The sequence below is a fragment of the Pseudoalteromonas sp. Scap06 genome (genome assembly GCF_013394165.1).
Classification (GTDB): Bacteria; Pseudomonadota; Gammaproteobacteria; order Enterobacterales; family Alteromonadaceae; genus Pseudoalteromonas.
Genome location: NZ_CP041330.1, coordinates 1,333,653 through 1,354,839, shown reverse-complemented (window position 1 = coordinate 1,354,839; position 21,187 = coordinate 1,333,653). Strand labels below are relative to the sequence as shown.

General features: G+C 40.7%; 15 protein-coding genes. 11 read left to right on the top strand and 4 right to left on the bottom strand.

The annotated features are described in order from the left end of the window. The first annotated feature begins 101 nt into the window (after positions 1-101). From FLM47_RS06215 to FLM47_RS06190, 6 genes are all read left to right on the top strand, one after another. Entirely contained in the window at positions 102-545 is a 444-nt protein-coding gene (locus tag FLM47_RS06215; protein ID WP_178955742.1) for a PA2169 family four-helix-bundle protein, read from the top strand. Between the two features lie 169 nt (positions 546-714). Next, positions 715-3,531 carry a TonB-dependent receptor gene (locus FLM47_RS06210; RefSeq protein ID WP_178955741.1) on the top strand — a complete coding sequence of 939 codons (2,817 nt, stop codon included), beginning with the start codon at positions 715-717 and terminating at the stop codon, positions 3,529-3,531. A gap of 44 nt (positions 3,532-3,575) precedes the next feature. Continuing rightward, positions 3,576-4,907, top strand: coding sequence for a DUF5690 family protein (locus tag FLM47_RS06205; protein WP_178955740.1), 1,332 nt, complete (start codon positions 3,576-3,578; stop codon positions 4,905-4,907). Next, positions 4,904-5,713, top strand: coding sequence for a phosphonoacetaldehyde hydrolase (gene phnX, locus FLM47_RS06200; protein ID WP_178955739.1), 810 nt, complete (start codon positions 4,904-4,906; stop codon positions 5,711-5,713). Before FLM47_RS06205 ends, phnX begins: the two co-directional genes overlap by 4 nt. After that, positions 5,713-7,104 carry an FAD-dependent oxidoreductase gene (locus FLM47_RS06195; protein ID WP_178955738.1) on the top strand — a complete coding sequence of 464 codons (1,392 nt, stop codon included), beginning with the start codon at positions 5,713-5,715 and terminating at the stop codon, positions 7,102-7,104. Before phnX ends, FLM47_RS06195 begins: the two co-directional genes overlap by 1 nt. A gap of 88 nt (positions 7,105-7,192) precedes the next feature. Continuing rightward, a complete protein-coding gene (locus tag FLM47_RS06190) occupies positions 7,193-7,879 on the top strand; it encodes a GntR family transcriptional regulator (RefSeq protein ID WP_178955737.1) in 687 nt (228 codons plus the stop codon). A gap of 52 nt (positions 7,880-7,931) precedes the next feature. Here FLM47_RS06190 and phnW read toward each other — a convergent pair whose 3' ends face one another. From phnW to FLM47_RS06170, 4 genes are all read right to left on the bottom strand, one after another. Further along, positions 7,932-9,029 carry a 2-aminoethylphosphonate--pyruvate transaminase gene (gene phnW, locus FLM47_RS06185; protein WP_198522997.1) on the bottom strand — a complete coding sequence of 366 codons (1,098 nt, stop codon included), beginning with the start codon at positions 9,027-9,029 and terminating at the stop codon, positions 7,932-7,934. Between the two features lie 155 nt (positions 9,030-9,184). Then, on the bottom strand, positions 9,185-12,217 hold the full coding sequence (locus FLM47_RS06180; protein WP_178955735.1) for a TonB-dependent siderophore receptor: 3,033 nt from the start codon (positions 12,215-12,217) through the stop codon (positions 9,185-9,187). A 9-nt stretch (positions 12,218-12,226) separates the two neighbouring features. Beyond that, complete coding sequence (locus FLM47_RS06175; RefSeq protein WP_178955733.1) at positions 12,227-13,303, bottom strand: FecR family protein; 1,077 nt, start codon at positions 13,301-13,303, stop codon at positions 12,227-12,229. Then, positions 13,300-13,851 carry an RNA polymerase sigma factor gene (locus tag FLM47_RS06170; protein ID WP_178955731.1) on the bottom strand — a complete coding sequence of 184 codons (552 nt, stop codon included), beginning with the start codon at positions 13,849-13,851 and terminating at the stop codon, positions 13,300-13,302. The genes FLM47_RS06175 and FLM47_RS06170 overlap by 4 nt, the downstream gene beginning before the upstream one ends. A gap of 287 nt (positions 13,852-14,138) precedes the next feature. On the opposite strand from FLM47_RS06170, the gene FLM47_RS06165 reads away from it, so the two are divergent. The 5 genes from FLM47_RS06165 (at position 14,139) to FLM47_RS06145 (ending at position 21,167) form a co-directional block, all read left to right on the top strand. Next, positions 14,139-14,741: a PilZ domain-containing protein gene (locus FLM47_RS06165; RefSeq protein WP_010389613.1), complete on the top strand. Its 603-nt coding sequence runs from the start codon at positions 14,139-14,141 to the stop codon at positions 14,739-14,741. Positions 14,742-14,861: 120 nt separating this feature from the next. Beyond that, a complete protein-coding gene (locus FLM47_RS06160; RefSeq protein ID WP_178955729.1) occupies positions 14,862-15,917 on the top strand; it encodes an agmatine/peptidylarginine deiminase in 1,056 nt (351 codons plus the stop codon). After that, positions 15,914-16,807 carry a carbon-nitrogen hydrolase gene (locus FLM47_RS06155; protein ID WP_178955727.1) on the top strand — a complete coding sequence of 298 codons (894 nt, stop codon included), beginning with the start codon at positions 15,914-15,916 and terminating at the stop codon, positions 16,805-16,807. Before FLM47_RS06160 ends, FLM47_RS06155 begins: the two co-directional genes overlap by 4 nt. 50 nt (positions 16,808-16,857) lie before the next feature. Next, positions 16,858-20,331: a transcription-repair coupling factor gene (mfd, locus tag FLM47_RS06150; protein WP_178955726.1), complete on the top strand. Its 3,474-nt coding sequence runs from the start codon at positions 16,858-16,860 to the stop codon at positions 20,329-20,331. Continuing rightward, positions 20,331-21,167 (top strand): peptidoglycan binding protein CsiV, encoded by an 837-nt coding sequence (locus FLM47_RS06145; protein WP_178955724.1) that lies wholly within the window; start codon positions 20,331-20,333, stop codon positions 21,165-21,167. The genes mfd and FLM47_RS06145 overlap by 1 nt, the downstream gene beginning before the upstream one ends. Positions 21,168-21,187: the final 20 nt, after the last annotated feature.

Here is a 21,187-nt window from a genome sequence, read left to right as displayed (position 1 = left end):
ACAATTAAAAAGCATAAAATACAAACACTTAAAAAAACAACCTACTTGGAATAGCGCTTGCTTAGTAATGACAGTATTTTAAATTAACAGAGGTCATTATTATGAGCACCCATCAAGGACAAGAAATTAATCATATTACAGAAATTATCCAAGTAATGAATAGCGGCATCGACTTTTACCAAACAGCACAAGATAAAGTAAAGGACCCCGCAATAGGTGCCCTATTTCAACGTATGATTGACGCTCGTAAAGTCAGTGTGGAGAGTTTACAACCTTACGCAATTAATCAACAGGGTGAGCGCGAAGATGGCTCATCGTTTGTTGTAGAAGCGCGCCGAGCATTCACAACTTTGATTAGTAAATTTACTAACGATAACGATCAAACCTACGTTAAAGAGCTTGAGGAAGTAGAAGATAAAACCTTAGAAGAAATTAAAGTAGCGTTGAAAAAACCTCAGTCCCATGATTGTGAAGCAGCGTTATCAAAGGTATTACTTACTATGCAGAGCTGCCATGCTGAAATGAGTAAAATGCAAAAACATTAAGTTTAATACAAAGAATAACCGCCCAGCCTTAGTGCTGGGCTTTTTGTTACCTTAAAAAAATCCCCTCCTGTGAAAAAAATTAGTTTCGTCACATGTTTGTAAAAATTCATCACTATTATTAGTTAAAACATCTGGTCTAGACCAAAATAAACTTAAGGTAAAACTAATAATGAAACGACATGCAATAGCCACTGCTATATTACTGTGTACTAGCCCGTTATTTATTGCCCAAGATGCCGTTGCCGGTAACGCTACATTTGTAGGCACTGTAGAAGATAGTAGATCACTGCTCTCTGGCGCATTAATCACAGTAGTTGGTACTGGTAAAAGTACCGTAACAAACTATCAGGGACAATTTGAGTTACCGCAGTTAAATCCAGGTAAACACCAACTTAAAGTGACTTATTTAGGCTATCAGCCTTATTTTGTTGATATTACTGTTGGTGAAGGCGAAATAAAAAAGCTAAAACCAATCACTCTTTTTGCTGCAAATAATAATAACGCCATTGAAGAAATAATTGCTGTCGGCCAAATTCAGCGCGGTGAAATGGCGGCAGCTAATAACCAAAAAAATGCCAAAAGTATTAAAAATATTATTTCTGCTGACGGTATTGGAAAACTACCTGATAGAAATGCAGCTGAAGCTGTACAGCGTATACCAGGTGTGTCGATTGAACGTGACCAAGGTGAAGGTCGTTTTGTTGCTGTGCGCGGTCTACCGGCACAGTGGAGCTCTGCGAGTATCAACGGCGATCGTTTACCAACGGCTGAAGAAGAAACCACCAGTCGAGCAACAGCTTTTGACTTTTTCCCTAGTGAATTAATTGAATTTGTCGAAGTGTCGAAAGCGCTAACCCCTGACCTTGAAGGTGACGCCATTGGCGGTAATGTTAATTTTATCACTAAAAAAGCGCCCGATGATTTTGTGTTTAATACTAATTTTGCAATTGGTCAAAATGAGCTTGCCGATGGCACTAATTATTCAGCAAACTTACTTTACGGCGACCGCTTACTAGACGACAAATTAGGTTTTTTGATCAATGCGACTGCGTGGCAACGTGACTGGGCCACTGATAACTATGAGCCGCGCCGTGGCAATGATGGTTTAGGCATTTATCGCTTAGAGTTACGAGATTATACCGGCACGCGCGAAACTTATGGACTTAATGGTGCTGTTGAGTATCAACTTGAACAAGGCACAATTAGCGCCACAGCCATGTATGGGACTTTAATTGATGACGAAACACATTATAAGCACCGTATGCGCTTTGATAAAAATCGCGCTGAAGTACAACATATCCGCAATGAATTAATTACCGAAATGACTGGGCTTGAGTTAGAGGCTGAGCATTATTTTGGTTATGACAAAACTCTTAGTTGGAAGTTATCAAGTTACGAGAATGAATTTCGTTATGGCAATACCCCAAATAGCGAAGACAACAGTTATTTTGTTGTCAGATTTGACCAAAAACAGGTTGGCTTTCAAGGACTAGAAGACAGGGGCACAGGCAAAAATTACGCTTATAATACGATTGATGGTGGCAGCGATCCATGGAATGCAATCAGTAACCATTTACCTAGTGATTTTTCATTCGATCCTGCTAATACTAATCTTTCATGGGTAGAGTTATATAAAATATTCGTTAATGAAAAAGATAAAATTGTCGCGAGTGCCGATTTCGAATGGCAAGTAGATGCAAACTTAACTGTAAAAATAGGTGCCAAATACCGTGATAAAGAACGTGTCGCCCGCTTTAGCGATGAATTTTACGCGTGGGATGAAGCAAACTATGGCGCTGCGCCAAGCTTAAGTGACTTTACTTTGGCAGATCAGCCAGGCCGCAATGATTTTTTAAATGAATTAGCTATTGATTACCAACAGCAATTTTCGCAAGTTGTTGATACCGGCGATCTAGCGCAGTTTTGGAATACCAATAAAGACAAATTTGTACTTGATAAAAGTGAGTCTGCCTTAATTGAAAATGGCGGTGCGTTAGGACGTAATTTTGATGTTAACGAGCAGCACACCTCACTATATGGTATGGCAACCTATACAATTAATAACGACTGGGAAATACTAGGTGGTTTGCGCCTAACTCAAACTGATACTGAGGTGAATGGTTATATATACCTGGCTGATGAAGATAGAGTTACACCAAGTCATGCTAAAAATGATTACCTATCGGTGTTACCTGCATTACATGTTACTTATCACAGCGACGAGCAAACCAACTACCGCTTAGCATTAACCCGCTCGTTCTCACGTCCTGACTTTGGCTCTTTAACACCAGGCGCAACCTACTTAGAAGCAGATAACGAACTTGTTACCGGTAATCCCGAACTCGAACCCACTTACTCAAATAATGTTGATTTGATGGTTGAGCATTTCTTTGAACGTGTTGGTTTAGTCTCTGCAGGCCTGTTTTACAAGGACATTAGCGACCCAATTTTTCAAAGTAGCTCAATTGGTCAGTTTAATGATAACAGTGGTGTAAATATTGTGCGCCCAGAAAATGGCGACAGCGCATGGCTTGCAGGTATTGAGATGGCCTTTAATCGCGATTTGGGCTTCATCAATCCGACTCTAGATAGCTTTGGAGTAATGGTGAATGCGACCTTTATGGACTCACAAATGAATATTCCAGATCGTGGCGATAAAGTAGCGATTCCGCGTCAAGCCGATAACCTCTATAACTTTACCTTATATTACGATGACAGCTTCTTTGCCGCGCGGGTTGCCCTAAATTATAAAGGCGAGTACATCGAAGAGCATGGCAGTGATCGGCAATCGGATAGCTATTATGGCGAAAATGTTAGTGTTGATTTTACTACGTCATACCAGCTTAACGAAAATGCATTAGTTTATCTTGAATTAAATAACCTAACTAACGAACCGCTTAAATATTATTTGGGAGATGAAAATCGCCCACTGCAAGTTGAGTATTATGGTGTTCGCGGCATGGTCGGTATTAATTATCAATTTTAATCTATTGTATTACGCGGGGCGAAAGCCTCGCGAAGGATAACCCTATGTTTACGCAACCAAAGTGGCTACATCGTGCACAAGGTGTTGGGTTTGTTCTATTTGCAGCAAGCGCTGCATTTATGACTTACTTTTGTATGTATGCATTTCGTAAACCCTTTACAGCTAACAGCTATACAGAGTTTGACGATCCAAGTTGGCAAATTAGCTTTAAAATAGCACTCATACTGGCACAAGTATTTGGCTACTTATGCGCCAAATTTATTGGTGTTAAGGTCATTGCAGAAATGCGGCACCAACAACGGGGTCTTGCCATCATTGGTATGATTACAGCAGCTGAATTATCGCTAATTTTATTTGCCGTGACCCCTGTTGGAGTCAACGTAGTATGGCTATTTTTTAATGGTTTATCGTTGGGAATGATTTGGGGTATTGTATTTAGTTTCTTAGAAGGCAGACGAACTTCTGAGATACTCGGTGCCATTCTCAGTGTCACCTTTATTTTGGCGTCAGGTTTAGTGCGCAGTGTCGGTAAATGGCTGATAGATAATCTCAATGTTCCGGAACTGTGGATGCCTGCCGCAACCGGAGCGTTATTTTTACCCTTGTTGTTACTTAGTGTTAAGTGTTTAACCTTGTTACCCAATCCAACACCAGAGGATCAGCAGGCGCGTCAACAACGCTTACCTATGAATGGTAGAGCCCGCTGGCAGTTTTTCAAACAATACTGGTTTGGTATTAGTTGTTTAATTCTGAGTTTCTTATTATTTACTGGCTTTCGTGACTTTCGCGATAACTTTGCCGCAGAAATTTGGCAAGCACTGGGATATGGCCAAGAGCCAGCTATATTCGCCTATGCAGGTATACGTATGGCATTTATAGTCTTGATTGCACTTGGTGCAATGGTGTTAGTAAAAAATAATAAAACCGCTTTTTATGTAAACCACGGATTCATTTTGTTTGGTGCCTGCTTGTTCGTAGGCAGTACTGTTGCGTTTGAAAGCCAATTACTAAACGCTAAGGCATGGATGGTGCTCCTTGGGGCTGGCCTTTATATTAGTTACATCCCCTACAATTGCTTCTTATTTGACCGTATGATTTCTGCTGTTGGCTCAACCGCTAATGCCGGGTTTTTAATTTACTTAGCAGACTCAGCTGGTTATTTGGGCTCGGTGAGTATCTTACTCTATCGCACCTTTGTGATGCCTGAGATTAGTTGGCTTAACTTTTTTATAAACGCCTGTTACTGGGTCGGCTGTATCGCTGCATTCTTGGTATTGTGCTCACTAAGCTACTTTGTAATGCGCTTATCCCCTTTCAAACAAGTTCGCAGGTTACACCCTGTATCTACACCTACATATATAAGAGAAGAAATATGAAACATTTAGAAGCACTCATTTTAGACTGGGCCGGCACAGTTGTAGACCATGGCTCTGTAGCGCCAACCACTATTTTTGTGGAGGCATTTAAAGCCGCGTTTGATTTTGATATTACGCTGGCGCAAGCGCGTATTCCGATGGGCATGGGAAAATGGGACCATATTGCAACCCTAGGTAAATTACCGGAAATTGAATCTCGTTGGCAGGCACAATTTGGCTGCTCAATGACTAATGAGCAAATAGATCATATTTACAATACCTTTATGCCATTACAAAAAGCTAAAGTCGCAGATCGTGCTATGCCTATTGCTGGCGTATTACCCGTAATAGCGCGTTTAAAACAGCAAGGTATTAAAATTGGCAGCTGTTCAGGCTATCCTCGCCAAGTGATGGACGTGCTTGAAGTGGCTGCCGCTGAATATGGTTACCAACCCGATCATAGCGTTGGTAGTGATGAACTAACGGCTGGCTCTCGCCCAGGGCCATGGATGGCACTTGAAAACGTGAATGCACTAGGCATTCAACGTGTTGCGAACTGTGTAAAAGTTGACGATTCAGCACCTGGCATCGCTGAAGGGTTAAATGCAGGAATGTGGACTGTTGGTGTTGCCCTAAGTGGTAATGCAGTCGGTTTAACCGAACAAGAATGGGCAGCGTGCTCAAACGATGAACAAGCCGTTTTAACTCGTGAAGCATACCAGCATTTATATCAAGCCGGCGCTCATTTCGTGATTGACTCTTTAGCTGATATCGAACCTGTTTTAATGCAAATTGAAGCGAGACTCGCTCGAGGAGAGCGTCCTTAATGAATTATCAACCTTTTTGGTTTGATAACGCCATAAAAGAGGAGAATGCCGATAGACTTCTTCCTCAACTTCCTGAAAATCATCACACCGATATTTGTATTATCGGTGGGGGGTTTACAGGACTTTGGACCGCCATTCAAATCAAGCAACAGCAGCCCCAAAAAAAAGTGACTATTATTGAACAAGGGTTGTGTGGTCAGGGCGCATCGGGCCGTAATGGCGGTGCGATGTTAACATGGTCGACTAAATTACCCAGTCTGATTAAATTAGTAGGATTAGAAAACGCCCTTTTTTTAGTACAACAATCTGAGCAAACCGTCCATGATATTAAGCGTTTTACGCTAACTTATGCTATTGATTGTGATTGTCGAATTGATGGATGCTTTTATACAGCCTCCAACACGAGTCAAATTGGGCGACTAAGTAACGCGCTTGATTACTTAGATAAATTTAAAATTAATTCGTGGCATTCTTGTGACACTCAACAATTACAACAAACCGGTTCAAAGCAAAACCTCACTGCTCATTTTTCTGCACATGGTGGCAGTGTACAACCAGCGAAGCTCGTCAGAGGGTTAAAGCGAGTCGCGCAACAGCTTGGAGTGACAATAATAGAGCAATGTGAATATATGCAACACTTTGGCGATCAACAAATAACCGTACATACAAGTCAGGGGAACCTATTATCCAATACAGTTATTTTTGCGGTTAATGCGTGGCTACCTAGTTTACATAAAGTATTTTCTCGCTCTGTTGTACTGGTTTCTAGTGACATGGTCATCACTAAGCCAATCCCAGAAGTTTTAGAGCAACTAAATTTAAATCACGGCAGTGCTATTATTGACTCTCGTCTGTTTGTTAATTACTACCGGACCACCAGTGACGGGCGGTTAATGTTAGGTAAAGGAGGAAACTTTTTTAGTTATTGTAATAAGGTGCATCCAAAGTTTGATTTGCCGAGCAGCTATGATGATATTTTAAAATCATCACTCAATTATTTCTTTGGAAGGCATCACTTACCCATAGAACGAACGTGGACGGGCGCTTCCGATCGCAGCGTTTCTGGCTTTCCATTCTTTGGTCAGCTTAACAATCAAAAAAATGTATTTTACGCAGGTGGCTACTCTGGCAATGGCATTGTACAATCTTATTTGGGTGCAAAAATTCTCTGTGCAATGGTACTCAATAATGATCCTAAGTGGCAAAACTGTGGCTTAGTTAATCAATCACTAAATCAGTTTCCTATTGAACCCATCCGAACAGCAGGTGCATATTTAGTACGTAATGCAATAAGACGTAAAGAGGCCGCAGAAGATAGTAATGCAGCAGTTCGCAGTATTGATAATTTTTTGGCTAAATTAAGTGGCAATGCTGCTAAAGTCGATTCATAAACTAGCTGAATATAATACTCACCATAAACAATATAAGTCATATTATACTCAGCTAAGCTACTATATTTTTAGGATAAATAATCAAACGATGCTTTTATATCAAGAGATCCGTAATTATATTCATGCGCTACTAAAAACCGACGTGATTGCAGCGGGTCATAAGTTGCCTTCAGAGCGAGAATTACAACAAAAGTTTAGTTCTACCCGAATTACTGTACGCGAAGCGCTTCTGAGGTTGGAAGCTGAAGGCCTAATATTCAGTCAAAAACGTAAAGGCTGGTTTGTCACCCCAAAAAGATTAAAGTGGCACCCTGCTACTAAAGTCAATTTTTATGAATTGGCAAAACAACAAGGGTTTGTTGCACAAACGACACTCGTGAGTGTACAACAGCAGGCAAAGCTTGAAATTTGCCGAGCGTTAGATGCCCAAAAGCTTTATCATCTTCAACGTATACGTAGTCTAGATAATCGCGCCGTAATGTTTGAGCATATTTATTGTGATGCTAAACGCTTTGCTGATTTTCACTCACACCCCTTAGATACCTCTATCACCGATATTATGGCAAAACAGTACGCAACGAATATCGTTAAAGAGCAAAGCATAATAAATGTCACGGTATTACCTGATGAAGTGAGTCATCTACTTGAAAAAAATAGCGGTACACCCTGCTTACACGTTATTCGAAAGCGATTTGATGAGCATGGTTTGTTAGTTGATTATAACATTGAGTACTGGTTGCATAATGCCATTGAAATGGTGGTTGATGGCCAATAAAAAAGCGGTGTTTAATGAAAATTAAGCACCGCTTGCACGGGTGAAATTAGCTTTAAGCTTTCCAATATTGGTTTTTTGCCACAGCATCAAGCAAACGCTGTATATCGGCCTCATCTACTTCACCAATATTACCTATGCGAAAGCAATCGGCGTTAGAAACTTTACCAGGGTAAATAACAAAACCTTCTTGCTTTAACGCACTATAAAAAGATTTAAAATCATAATGCTCTTCGCTAGGCGACAAGAATGAGGTAATGATGGGGGAATGAACTTCCTCATTCAGTAAAGGTACAAACCCTAACGCTTTCATACCAGCTACCAAAGTCTTTTGGTTTTGCGAGTAACGCTTAAAGCGCTCTGCTATTCCTCCTTCCTCATCTAACTCTTGCAGGGCTTGATAAAATGCACGCACAACATGAGTTGGCGAGGTAAAACGCCATTTACCATGGTGTTGCTCCATACATAACCATTGCTGATATAAATCCAACGACAAGGAGCGCGCAATACCTTCACTTTGCTCAATAATACTTTGCTTACACACCACAAAGCCAAAGCCAGGGACACCTTGAATGCATTTATTTGCAGAGCTGATCATTACATCTATATGCCACTGTGCAAGGTCGAACTCAATACCGCCAAAACTGCTCATAGCATCAACAATAAATACCTTTTGATACTTTTTAGCTAGTGAGCCAACCTCTTCAATAGGATTGAGTATACCTGTGGTCGTTTCACAATGGACCATTGCAATGTGAGTAATACCTGAATTATTTTTTAAAACAGTATCAATCTCATTAAGGTTTGGCAGTGCCGTTTCTGTATAATTTAAAACATGACAGTCAATTGCTAAATAGTCGGCAATTTCAGCAATACGCTTCCCGTATGCCCCATTATTAATAACAAGTAACTTACCCGTTTTTGGAATAAGACTGCCAAGCGCTGACTCTACACTGGCAGTGCCACTGCCTTGCATTAATACACTAGTATAATTAGGTTGTGATGTCGCAAGCGATACTAATTTATTACGTATTGTTTGCACTATGTCGCGATTATAATCATCATCCCAAGTACACCAGTCTTTAAGCATCGCCTGCTTAACAGTATTAGAGGTCGTTAATGGGCCGGGCGTTAATAGCAAATAATTGTTCATAATTTATTTCACTCAATCTGGTCTAGTCCAGTTATTATTAAAGATTTCATAAACTAAAAACAGTGAAGTTTTTATGACACTATAAACACTTTAACTATAAAAACGATAAAAGGGCCTTACGGCCCTTTGGTTGTTAAATAACAATAGGAGAGTTATTAAAAGCGGTACTCTGCACCTACGTAGTAGTAAGCACCGTTAAAACCAAATGGCGCTGAACGACGTGAGTACTTAAATACACCATCGCTGCTGACAATGGTGTTACCTTGAGCATCTACAATTGTGCCTGAACGTGAATTACCTATGGTGTTTTCATCTGGGTAAACATCAAATAAGTTATTTGCGCCAATATTTACTGATAAATCGTCAGTCACAAAGTAATTTACTTTGATGTCAGTTAAAATTTCAGCACCATAAGTCTGGCGGCCGCCATCTTCCACTGTGTATTCACCAAAGCGATTAAGCGATAGGTTTACTGTCCAGTCGTCGCGACGATAAAGTGCACTTAAGTTAATTCGATCTTCTGGTTGCCATTCTTCAATAATAGAAATTTCTTGATCAGAAAACACATCATCGACTGGCACGGTTTCAAGACCAGAACCTGCTGGTGTAAATAACGACACTACATCGGTTTCTGTAAAGTTAGCCGCTAGCGTGAAATCAAGCGTGCCGCCAAGGCCTTCTGTATTCCATGTAGCCACAAAGTCGATACCTTGTGTCTCAGTGTCAGCGCCATTTAAGAAAAACTGCCCTGCACCTGCACCCGAGCTTAATAACGCGGCATCAAGGCTGCTTGATAAGCCTTTACCTAAGCGATTACTGATTACAATACGGTCGTCAATATCGATTGAGTAGTAATCTAAGGTTACATTAATATTATCGCTTACGTTATAAACGATACCTAAACTGCGGTTTTGAGATTTCTCTTCTGTGAGCTTAGGAATACCTAAACTTTGCGCAAGGGTTGAATCGTTTCTAAAGGTCCCTACTTCTTCAGCCACTAAATTGCCATTAGGGCCTACAACAAACTGTGTGCTGATGTTGTTAAAATACAACTGTTGCATTGAAGGTGCTCTAAAGCCTGAGCTTAGCGCACCACGAAGTGAAATATCTTCAGTTACTGACCAGTTACCGGCTAGTTTAAAGTTAACTGTATCGCCAAACCCTTTGTAATTGTCGTAACGTAACGCCCCTGAGATAATTACATCTTCAATAACGTAAGCTTCAGCATCTAAGTAAAATGAGATCACATCACGCGACTCATCAACCGAAGATGCTGGCGATGAACCACCAAAGCCTTGTGTGCCACCGGATGCGTTTTCGCTGCCAATACCACCGCTTAGTCCATCGTAAATATTAACACCATTGTTGGTATCGTAATCACGATATGCATATTCACTACCCTCTAAAATTCGGTACTCATCGGTACGAATTTCAGCACCCATTGCTAACGAGTAGTCATCAAAATTTTGAGTAAAATCAAGATTGATCGTTTGCAGTGATAGCTCCATGCCATAAGCGTAACCTTGACGTGGAATCGTGGCGCGAATATCTGCTGCACTTAGGCCTTGATCATAACGTAAAAAATTCGCGTAAGAGCCATTAATAGTATCGCTAGTCGTGTAGTCAATACTGTTTTCACCATAGGTGTACGATAAGTCTAAGCTTGAGTCGTTATCAAATTCAGTTTTATAACCAAAGTTATATGAAATATCGTCAATCGTGGTGTTTATTTTAGGTAAAAAACCAGCTGGGATAGTTGCATCGCCATCTTGAAGTACCGGGTTACCACCTGCATTAGCATTATGGCGGAAAAATGCTGCTGATTCGTTATCACGAGTTGAATAGGTAATAAAACCGTATAGTTCACCCGCTCCTAATTCGTAGCCGGTGTTAACTGTTAAACCAAATTGTTGAGAATCAGCATCGCCAATTCTGAATGTATCACGCGGTGCGGTTAATTCGCGTGGATCACCTGCAAGCAAGGTACCATCAGAAAGTTCAGTACAGCCATAGAACTGACATGAGCCATGAAGGCCTGCACGGTTAGTTGGTGCACGATCACGGTAGTTAATAGTTGTATTTAAATAACCGTTATCACCTAAAGCAAAGCCTTTATTAAAGTCAATATTAATGGTTTCGCCATCGCCTTCTGAATACTCACCGTAGTTAACGGCCGCTTTACCACCTTCGCTGCCATCTTTTAGCACGATATTAATAACACCGGCAATTGCATCCGAACCATATTGAGCTGCAGCGCCATCGCGAAGCACTTCAATACGTTTAATTGCTGAGGCTGGAATCGCATTCATGTCAGTACCCGCAGTACCACGACCAACCGAGGTATTAATATGAATAATACTTGCTTGGTGGCGACGCTTACCATTGATCAATACCAATGTTTGGTCAGGGCCAAGGCCACGTAACGTTGCAGGTCTTAATGCATCAGTACCATCACTAATAGATGAACTTGAAAAGTTAAAAGAAGGTGCGATAGCTTGAAGCATGCGGCCAACTTCTGTTTGGCCGGTGTTTTCGAGTGCTTCTGCACTTAAAATATCAACGGGGACAGGTAAGTCTTCAACTGAACGTCCTGCGACACGACTACCTACAATAGCAATTTTTTCGATGTTTTTTTCTGCGCTTTGTTCAGCGGCATTTATTCCTTGTGAATTAACTGCAAGTAAAGCAGGTAATACGGCAGCACTAACTCCTGAAAGCTTCATCATGTTGTTATTCTTCCTATTGATTTGTTTGAGTTTAATACTCAGTAAACCATTTTGATCAACAACCGCATCGAGCTCAGTCTCAGCTAACAATGCGTTTAACGCATCGAGTTGAGAATAAAATCCATATAATGAATTTGCCTCGTACTGTTTAGCAAGCTCATACGAAAAAACCACTGTTTGTTCAGTTTGCTTAGCAAATTCTATTAAGGCTTTGTCTGCTCGTTGCGCTTTTATATCAAACTGCATCATTTGTCCCTCAGTTTGACTCGCATGCACACTGATACTAAAAAACAGCGGTGCAACGAGTCCCAGCGGACTTAAATAACACGTATGGTTACTGCGCAACTTATATAAACAGTTAGCAAACAAAAATCCTCTATAGGTTTTTATCATTTTTTTAATCTTTAAATTACTTTTTACACCCTTATGAGTAACATTGATTAACAATGGCGTGATTTTCATTACCATTACCTATGATTTTTTTTGATATTTTAAACTAACAACATGCTCGCCTAAACGCTCATGTTCAATTGAAAAGTTATTTTGTAGGCTCTCTAAAAGCCCTGCAACATCACCCGCTTTAAAAACGCCTGCCACTTTAATACGCGCTAATTCATCAGATGATAATTCAAACCGAGTGGCGGTATAACGGCTAACCTCGTTTAAGGCATCAACTAACTTTTCGCCATTAAATATCAACATGCCATTTTGCCAAGCTAAATCACGTTGTACATCATCAACCGATAACTGTGTGATTGGTTTGGTAACGCTTTGTTCAATAATGGCTTTTTCACCAGAAATCACAATGTTGGCATTGATTTGGCGAATATCTTGGTTGCTGTTATCAGCTTGTTGATACGCTTTAAAATCGTCAGCATTAACAGCAACACTAGGGTCGGTGATCATTACTTTACCTTCAGTAACTACCAATTCAAGATCAGATGAGGTATTGCGCTGCACGTTGAATACTGTACCAAGCGCGGTAAAGCTTTTATCCCCCGCCATAACACTAAACGGGCGTGATGCATCTTTAGCTACATTAAAACGCCCTTCTCCACGACTTAGTAATAACTGTCTGCGTCCTTGGCTATAAGCGACTTCTAGTGAACTATTGGTATTAAGCTGAACTATGGTGCCATCTGGTAAAACATAGGTTGCTTGCTCGCCAACCTTTGTTTTATAAATTTTTGTGTAATTTACTTTAGCGAGATCTTGGTTAAAGTTGCTCTGCATGTTTAGCAAAAAGTAGCTACACATCATTAAGGCTGCAACAACACTTGCCGCAATACCGTATACATAAGCAGGCTTGGTTTGAATGCCAGCTGAGTGCTTATTAGGAAATAATACGCTGAGCTCGTTAAGCACACTTAAGTCATCCCACAGTTGTGCTAATTCATATACCGCATTCTGATGAGCCGTGCTTTGTAGCATCCACAGTTTAAATTGCTCTTGCTCTTGTGTACTTAAGCCACGATCAATCGCGCTTATCCATTGCGATGCTTTTTCTAAGATTAACTCTTTTGATGTAAATTGATGGATGTTACTCATTTTACAGCCCTCACTATGCTCGCACTTTGTTGGCAATTCTCATCGTGCGCTTCGTCGCGCATATATAGCATGGTGTTTAGTAGCCCTTTAGCAATGTGCTTTTCTACCGTACTTTGACTTAGCTGCATTTGCTGTGCGATCTCTTTTTGGCTCATCCCATATACTTTTTTTAATATAAAACATTTTCTCACTACAGGGCTTAGCTGCTCAGTAGCACGACAAAATAGTAAAAAACGCTCTTTGGAGGTATATTCATCTTCTAATTGCATCGATTTTAGCAATTTAGGAAGTTCAGTTTCGTGATTTAAAGGAGTACTAAATTTATTATCCCATTTAGCTATATGATTTAGGGCGAGATGTTTAGCTGTTTTCAACATATAACTGCGGGTGTATTGAATATCTTGTTTTAGCTCTGCTTCATAACTTTTAACAAAGGTTTCTTGAACAATATCATCAACATCGTCAGGTAACACAATTTTAGACACAAAGCGCCGCAGTTGCGTGGATATATCTGAGAATGTACTGGCTAATTTAATTCCTCGAGCCACGTGGGTAGTCCCTTGTTATTATTATTACGGTAAGATTACGAGTTTTATGGTTAATTACAAGGCATTTTGTTAATTATTGGTTATTTATTAGTTGCGAATATACGCACTCAGTATAAATGTATTAATATTTATTATGTTCTTAATCATTATGGCTGTATAAAAAGTAGCACCCCTAGCGTTTTTATAGTGAAGCCAAACCCTTATTTAGCTTAATTTTTATTGGGTTGCTGTGTAGTAATTTAATAACCGCAACGCTACTATTAACGGATAGAGGCTAGGAGTTAAAAATGAATAATCAAAAATTAGCTGATTTTGAGCTTTACTTTCAAATTGAAGAGAGCAATCGCGTCAATCTATTTGCCGTAGATGACGCAGTGGTACCAAAAAGTTTGGCTGAACTAGACGCAGATATTCCGCCTTTATTTAAACTTGCTAACGAAGTCAGTAGTTTAGATCAAAGTGCTTTGGGTCCTTTACGTAACTTAGGAGATATTGCCCAAGAACTGACGACGTTTTTACAAGCCCAGTCGCGTAAGATAGATTTGATCATGAGCCATATTTTAGCTTCAGAACAACCTGAAGATAACTCAATTTATTGCGATAGTTATGGCGGCGGCGGAATTAAGTTTACCAGTGAACATTTGTACACATTAGGTCAGAAATTTCGTACCAAACTGTTTTTACAGCATGAAGCCTCTGCGGTGTATTGTTATAGCGAAGTTGTTGCTATAGAAAAACAAGACAATGAGCATTACCAGTATACCCTGCTATTCGTATCAATAAGAGACAGTGATCAAGAGTTGGTTGTTAGAGCCAGTTTACATGCACAAACACGCCAACTTAAAAAGCGCCAACAACTTGAAAAAGCGAAAGAGAGTTCAAACGAGTAACACGAGTGTTTATTTACTGGTTTAAATCGCTTTAAATTGTAGTTCAAACGTTTATTTAAAAGTGACTTAGCTGTAATTGAACTGCTAAACTAGCCCCATCTTTATTTGTATTAAAAATCCATGAACTTTAGACTTTTACCTGAATGGGCCGAGCAAGATGCTGTTATGCTTACATGGCCTCATAAAAATACCGATTGGGCTGATAATTTAGCGCGTGTTGAACCCGTTTATATTGAACTTGCAAAACATATTACCGCGCAACAAGCCTTAGTGATTGTAGCTCATGATGAGGCATTAAAAACCCACATTAGTTCGTTACTAAATGATGCTGGTATTGAGCAAACCCGTGTATATTTTGTTGTTACTCCTACTAACGACACGTGGGCGCGTGACCATGGCCCACTTACGTGCAGCGCTATAGAAAAGCCAGATCAATTAAAAGTCTTCGACTTTACCTTTAATGGCTGGGGTAATAAGTTTGAAAGCGCCCTTGATAATCAAATAAACAACACATTAGTTAAACAGCTAAGTAATACAAGTAACCAGTATCAGGCCCTCGATATGGTGCTTGAAGGCGGTGGTATTGAAATTAATGAACACGGTGTATTGCTGACAACCAGCGAATGTTTACTGAATAAAAACCGTAACCCTGATTTAAACCCAAGTGACATAGAAGTACTTTTAAAAGCGCACTTAGGCGCTACTGATTTTTTATGGGTTGATCATGGTTATTTAGCCGGTGACGACACCGATAGCCACATTGATACGCTCGTTCGCTTTGCACCTAACAACACCCTTGTGTATGTAAAATGTGACGATAAAAGCGATGAGCATTTTAGCGCGCTAGATGCCATGGAAAAACAACTACAAAGCTTTAAAACTGCTGATCAAACCCCATATAAGCTAATTGAGTTACCGTGGCCAAAAGCCGTGTATGACGATGAAAATACGCGTCTACCTGCCACCTATGCAAATTACTTAATTATAAATAACGCAGTATTAGTGCCTATTTATGATGACGTAAACGACCAACGTGCTTTAACACAGGTTCAAAAAGCATACCCAGAGCACAAAATTATTGGTGTAAATTGTTTACCTATTATTGAACAATTTGGCAGTCTTCACTGCATTACAATGCAATTACCTCGTGGATTTTTAGCTGGAGCAGCACAATGACAAGCCCTGCACATTTATCAGTTGCCTTAGTGCAACAAAGCAACAGTGACAACGCTGGACATAATATTGAAAAATCAATTGCGGGCATTCGCGATGCAGCTAGTAAAGGCGCGCAACTTGTTGTATTACAAGAGTTACACCGCAGTTTATATTTTTGCCAAACCGAAGACGTTGATGTATTTGATTTAGCAGAAACAATACCAGGCCCAAGTAGCAACACTTTAGGCGAACTCGCCAAAGAACTCGGTATTGTTATTGTGGCTTCATTATTTGAGAAACGTGCTACGGGTCTTTATCACAATACCGCCGTGGTGCTTGAAAAAGACGGCAGTATTGCAGGTAAATACCGTAAAATGCATATTCCAGACGACCCTGGGTTTTATGAAAAGTTTTACTTTACCCCTGGGGACTTAGGCTTTGAGCCTATTCAAACCTCTGTAGGTAAACTAGGTGTACTGGTGTGTTGGGATCAATGGTTTCCTGAAGCCGCGCGCTTAATGGCAATGGCCGGTGCTGAGCTTTTAATTTACCCAACAGCTATTGGCTGGGATCCACGCGATGATAAAGATGAGCAAACCCGCCAAAAAGATGCTTGGGTTATTTCACAGCGAGCGCATGCGGTTGCTAATGGCGTTCCGGTGATTAGCTGTAATCGGGTTGGTCATGAAAGCGACCCGAGCGGTCAAAGTGACGGCATTCAATTTTGGGGCAACTCGTTTATTGCAGGCCCTCAAGGCGAGATTTTGGCAGAGGCTGATAACCAAAATGAACAAATATTAATGGTAAAACTTGATCAAAAACGCAGTGAGAACGTAAGACGTATCTGGCCGTATTTACGCGACCGTAGAATTGATCATTATCAAGATTTAACAAAAATTTACCGTGACTAAATAATAATGTGGTTCTTACTCGTTAAGAGCCTAATTTAATGGAGTAATTAATGGCGTTTGAGCAATGGGCAGCCTTGCCTTGGGTAAAATCTCAAAAAGATAAAATTCAATGGGGCGAACTTCTAGGCAGTGGCTTAAGCATTGCTATTGCACAAGGTGTTAAGCAGCAAGACAACTTAGTGTTAATTGTTACCCCTGATACCCCAAGTGCTCTGCGCCTTGAAACAGAATTAGAGTACTTGCTGCCTGATAACCCAGTAATGGTTTTTCCAGATTGGGAAACATTGCCTTATGATCACTTCTCTCCCCACCAAGATATTATTTCAGCACGTTTAGCAACACTCAATACACTGAAAAAAGAGCAACAAAGCGTGCTCATTGTTCCGGTATCAACCTTGATGCTGCGCACCGCCCCAGCATCATTTATATACGGCTCAACGCTGAATTTTAAAGTAGGCGATAGATTAGACACCCATGCTCTGCGGGACAATTTAGAGCAAGCGGGTTACTTACATGTGCAACAAGTCATGGAGCATGGCGAGTACGCTATACGCGGCTCAATTGTTGATTTATACCCCATGGGGAGTAAGCATCCATTTAGGCTCGACTTTTTTGATGATGAGCTTGATACCATCCGTTTATTTGATGTGGAAACTCAGCGCTCAGACGATAAAGTAGAAAAAATTGAGCTACTACCTGCTCATGAGTTTCCTACTAACGAATCAGATATTGAACGTTTCAGAATAAGCTATCGTGAAAAATTTGGCGCAAGTGCTGAGCAAGACTCTGTCTACATGCAGGTCAGCAAAGGCAATTGGCCAGCAGGTATAGAATATTACATGCCGCTGTTTTTTGAAGGCTTAGCAACCATTTTCGACTACTTGCCTGACTCAACAACCGTCATGCAATTAGGAGATTTAGAGCATGCAGCAGATAACTTTTGGCACGATGTTAATGTACGCTATGAGAACCGCCGTGTAGATCCTCTACGCCCACTATTACCACCCGATGAGTTATATCAGCCAATTAATGAGCTGTTTTCTAATTTAGGCAATTATGGCCGCATTCGTCTATCGCAAGCAAAGTTAGGCACAAAAGCGGGCAATAAAAATCTCGCAGTTAATGAATTGCCCAATGTACGCATCGATCATAAACAACATCAACCCTACGATGCATTTATTAACTATGTAGCTGAGCAAAAAAAGAAAAAAGGCCGAGTGGTTATTAGTGTTGAGTCGGACGGTCGACGCGAATCATTACTGAGTATATTAAAACCCAGCGGCTTAAAATTTAAAGAATTTGATAGCTTTGAGCAGTTTACCAACAGCAGTAATGACGTTGGTTTAATTGTCAGTCCGCTTGAGCAAAGTGTGGTGCTTAGTACTAAACCAAGCTTGAGCATTATTACCGAGCAAGAATTGCTTGGGATCAAAGTATCACAACGCAGACGCCGTAAGCACAAGTATGAAGCAAGCCAAGACGCGTTAATTCGTAACTTAGCAGAGCTTAAAGAAGGACAACCGGTTGTGCACCTTGACCATGGTGTGGGCCGTTATCAAGGGCTGCAAACGATTGATGCCGCCGGTGTGGTGACTGAATTTGTGACCATTACTTATGCAGGTGAAGCAAAACTGTATGTGCCGGTATCGGCACTTCATATGCTTAGTCGTTACTCTGGGGGTGAAGAGGCCAGTGCGCCACTGCATAAGCTCGGCTCTGATGCCTGGGATAAAGCAAAAAAACGCGCCGCTGAAAAAGTCCGTGATGTGGCTGCTGAGTTACTCGATATTTACGCACAACGCCAGGCTAAGCCTGGTAATAAGTTTACGCTTGATGGCCAAGCTTATCGCCAATTTAGTGATAGCTTTCCGTTTGAAGAAACAGATGATCAACGTAACGCCATTGAAGCGGTACTTGGTGACATGCAGTCAAAACAAGCCATGGATCGTTTAGTATGTGGTGATGTTGGTTTTGGTAAAACCGAAGTAGCTATGCGGGCAGCCTTTGTAGCGGTTAACGATAATAAGCAGGTGGCTATTTTAGTCCCTACCACCCTACTTGCTCAACAACACTACGATAATTTTAAAGACCGCTTTGCTGATTTTCCAATTGAAGTGGGGGTGCTATCGCGTTTTAATTCGGCCAAAGAGCAAAAAGAAACCCTTGAAAGAATGAATGATGGCAAGCTAGATGTGGTTATTGGCACTCATAAATTGATTCAACAAGATATCAACTTTAAAGATTTAGGCCTGTTAATTGTTGATGAAGAACACCGATTTGGGGTTCGTCAAAAAGAAAAAATTAAAGCTCTGAGAGCTGATGTAGACATACTCACTCTGACCGCAACCCCTATTCCGCGTACATTAAACATGGCGATGAGTGGCATGCGTGATTTATCAATTATTGCCACTCCACCGGCTAAACGTTTAGCGGTTAAAACCTTTGTACGCCAACGCGACGAAGAGCTTATTCGCGAAGCGGTACTACGTGAAATTAAACGTGGCGGCCAAGTATACTTTTTACATAACAACGTAGAAACCATTGAACGTGTCGCTCAAGAAATTAGCGAATGGGTGCCTGAGGCAACAGTAACCTCTGCACATGGTCAAATGCGAGAGCAAGAGCTAGAGCAAATAATGACCGATTTTTATCATCAAAAATACAATGTCCTTGTGTGTACCACGATTATTGAAACCGGTATTGATGTGCCCACAGCAAACACCATAATTATGGATAGAGCCGATAAACTTGGTCTTGCTCAGCTACACCAATTGCGCGGACGTGTAGGTAGAAGCCATCATCAAGCCTATGCTTACTTACTTACCGGTAACCCTAAGGCACTCTCTAAAGATGCGAAAAAACGTTTAGATGCGATTGCATCATTGGAAGATTTAGGTGCAGGCTTTGCCTTAGCAACTCATGATTTAGAAATTCGTGGTGCGGGTGAGCTATTAGGCGATGATCAATCAGGGCAAATGCAAACCATTGGCTTTAATTTATACATGGAAATGCTTGAGCAAGCCGTTAACGCACTTAAAAATGGTCAAGAGCCAACCCTTGAAAATCTATTACAAAAACAAACAGAAGTAGACTTAAAGTTACCTGCCTTGTTACCTGATGATTATATTCATGATGTTAACGCGCGTTTAGGTATGTACAAGCGAGTAGCAAGTTGTGCTAACCTTGCTGATATTGATGAGCTGCAGGTAGAATTAATAGACCGCTTTGGTTTGTTACCTGATGCAGCTAAAAACTTATTTAGTTTACAACAACTAAAGATGCAAGCGAGTAATTTAGGCATAACTAAAATAGAGGCAAACCCGAAAGGGGGCTACTTTGAGTTTAGTCAAAACACTAAGGTTAATCCTAGCTTCATTATTGGTTTGATACAAAGTGCGCCACATATTTATAAGATGGATGGCGCAAATAAATTACGCTTTGCCATTAGCGAGGCGAATGCCCGTGAACGCTTAAAAATGATCACTGCTATGATTGCAGATTTCAAAAAAAAGGTTAGCCATTAATGTTGCTGAAAAAATCGCTGGTTGTTTTATGCTGCTTGTTTAGTAGTACTGCATTTGCAGAGCGTTGGTTTGAAGTAGAAGTGTTGATATTTAAACAACCCTTTGCCCCATACCTACAAGAAGACTTTAGCTTAAAGCACGACGCCATTGAAGATAAAAACACCTTAGATTTACTAAGCCCTGTTTATAAAAGCCAAGCAATGGACGCATGTATAAACGGCGATCCGCGTTTTCAAAAGCGTACCTTTGCTGACACTCTAGTCAACTCAAACCCTCAGTCAGCAGCGTGTAACGACAGCATTGATTATGTCAAGAGTTACGATGTACTGCCAGTGATCCCTCAAGCACCTGCACAAGAGACGATGGAGCAAACTTACCTGTTAGCCCCTGAGCAGTTGCAGTTTGAATCACAACGTCAAGCCCTAGACCGTAAAGGGTTAACTCCTTTATTACATACTGGGTGGCGATTTGAAGGTGCGAGCAAATCACGTTCGCCTAGCATTCACTTGTTTGCAGGCAGCCAATTAAAAAACAATATGAACACCACGATTAGCTACGCAGATTCTGATTTTATTAGCTTAATAAATACGCCTGAGCCACTGTTTGACGAAGTCCAATCTCCCGAAATGAAATGGGAATTAGATGGCCTATTCAAAATACATTTGCGCCATTACTTATTCATTAATGCACACTTTGATATAAATGAAAGACGTAACAATGGCGATCTAGAGTCAGCCCGCTTTTCACAGTTTAGACGAGTGTTCAGTGAAGACATTCATTATTTTGATCACCCTCGTATAGGGATGATTGTGCAAATTCGAAAATTTAATCATTAACAATACTCATTTCAAAGGAA

Coding starts and splice junctions, on each gene's coding strand:
- FLM47_RS06215 (WP_178955742.1), top strand. CDS start 102: ATGAGCACCCATCAAGGACAAGAAATTAATCATATTACAGAAATTATC.
- FLM47_RS06210 (WP_178955741.1), top strand. CDS start 715: ATGAAACGACATGCAATAGCCACTGCTATATTACTGTGTACTAGCCCG.
- FLM47_RS06205 (WP_178955740.1), top strand. CDS start 3,576: ATGTTTACGCAACCAAAGTGGCTACATCGTGCACAAGGTGTTGGGTTT.
- phnX (WP_178955739.1), top strand. CDS start 4,904: ATGAAACATTTAGAAGCACTCATTTTAGACTGGGCCGGCACAGTTGTA.
- FLM47_RS06195 (WP_178955738.1), top strand. CDS start 5,713: ATGAATTATCAACCTTTTTGGTTTGATAACGCCATAAAAGAGGAGAAT.
- FLM47_RS06190 (WP_178955737.1), top strand. CDS start 7,193: ATGCTTTTATATCAAGAGATCCGTAATTATATTCATGCGCTACTAAAA.
- phnW (WP_198522997.1), bottom strand. CDS start 9,029: ATGAACAATTATTTGCTATTAACGCCCGGCCCATTAACGACCTCTAAT.
- FLM47_RS06180 (WP_178955735.1), bottom strand. CDS start 12,217: ATGAAAATCACGCCATTGTTAATCAATGTTACTCATAAGGGTGTAAAA.
- FLM47_RS06175 (WP_178955733.1), bottom strand. CDS start 13,303: ATGAGTAACATCCATCAATTTACATCAAAAGAGTTAATCTTAGAAAAA.
- FLM47_RS06165 (WP_010389613.1), top strand. CDS start 14,139: ATGAATAATCAAAAATTAGCTGATTTTGAGCTTTACTTTCAAATTGAA.
- FLM47_RS06160 (WP_178955729.1), top strand. CDS start 14,862: ATGAACTTTAGACTTTTACCTGAATGGGCCGAGCAAGATGCTGTTATG.
- FLM47_RS06155 (WP_178955727.1), top strand. CDS start 15,914: ATGACAAGCCCTGCACATTTATCAGTTGCCTTAGTGCAACAAAGCAAC.
- mfd (WP_178955726.1), top strand. CDS start 16,858: ATGGCGTTTGAGCAATGGGCAGCCTTGCCTTGGGTAAAATCTCAAAAA.
- FLM47_RS06145 (WP_178955724.1), top strand. CDS start 20,331: ATGTTGCTGAAAAAATCGCTGGTTGTTTTATGCTGCTTGTTTAGTAGT.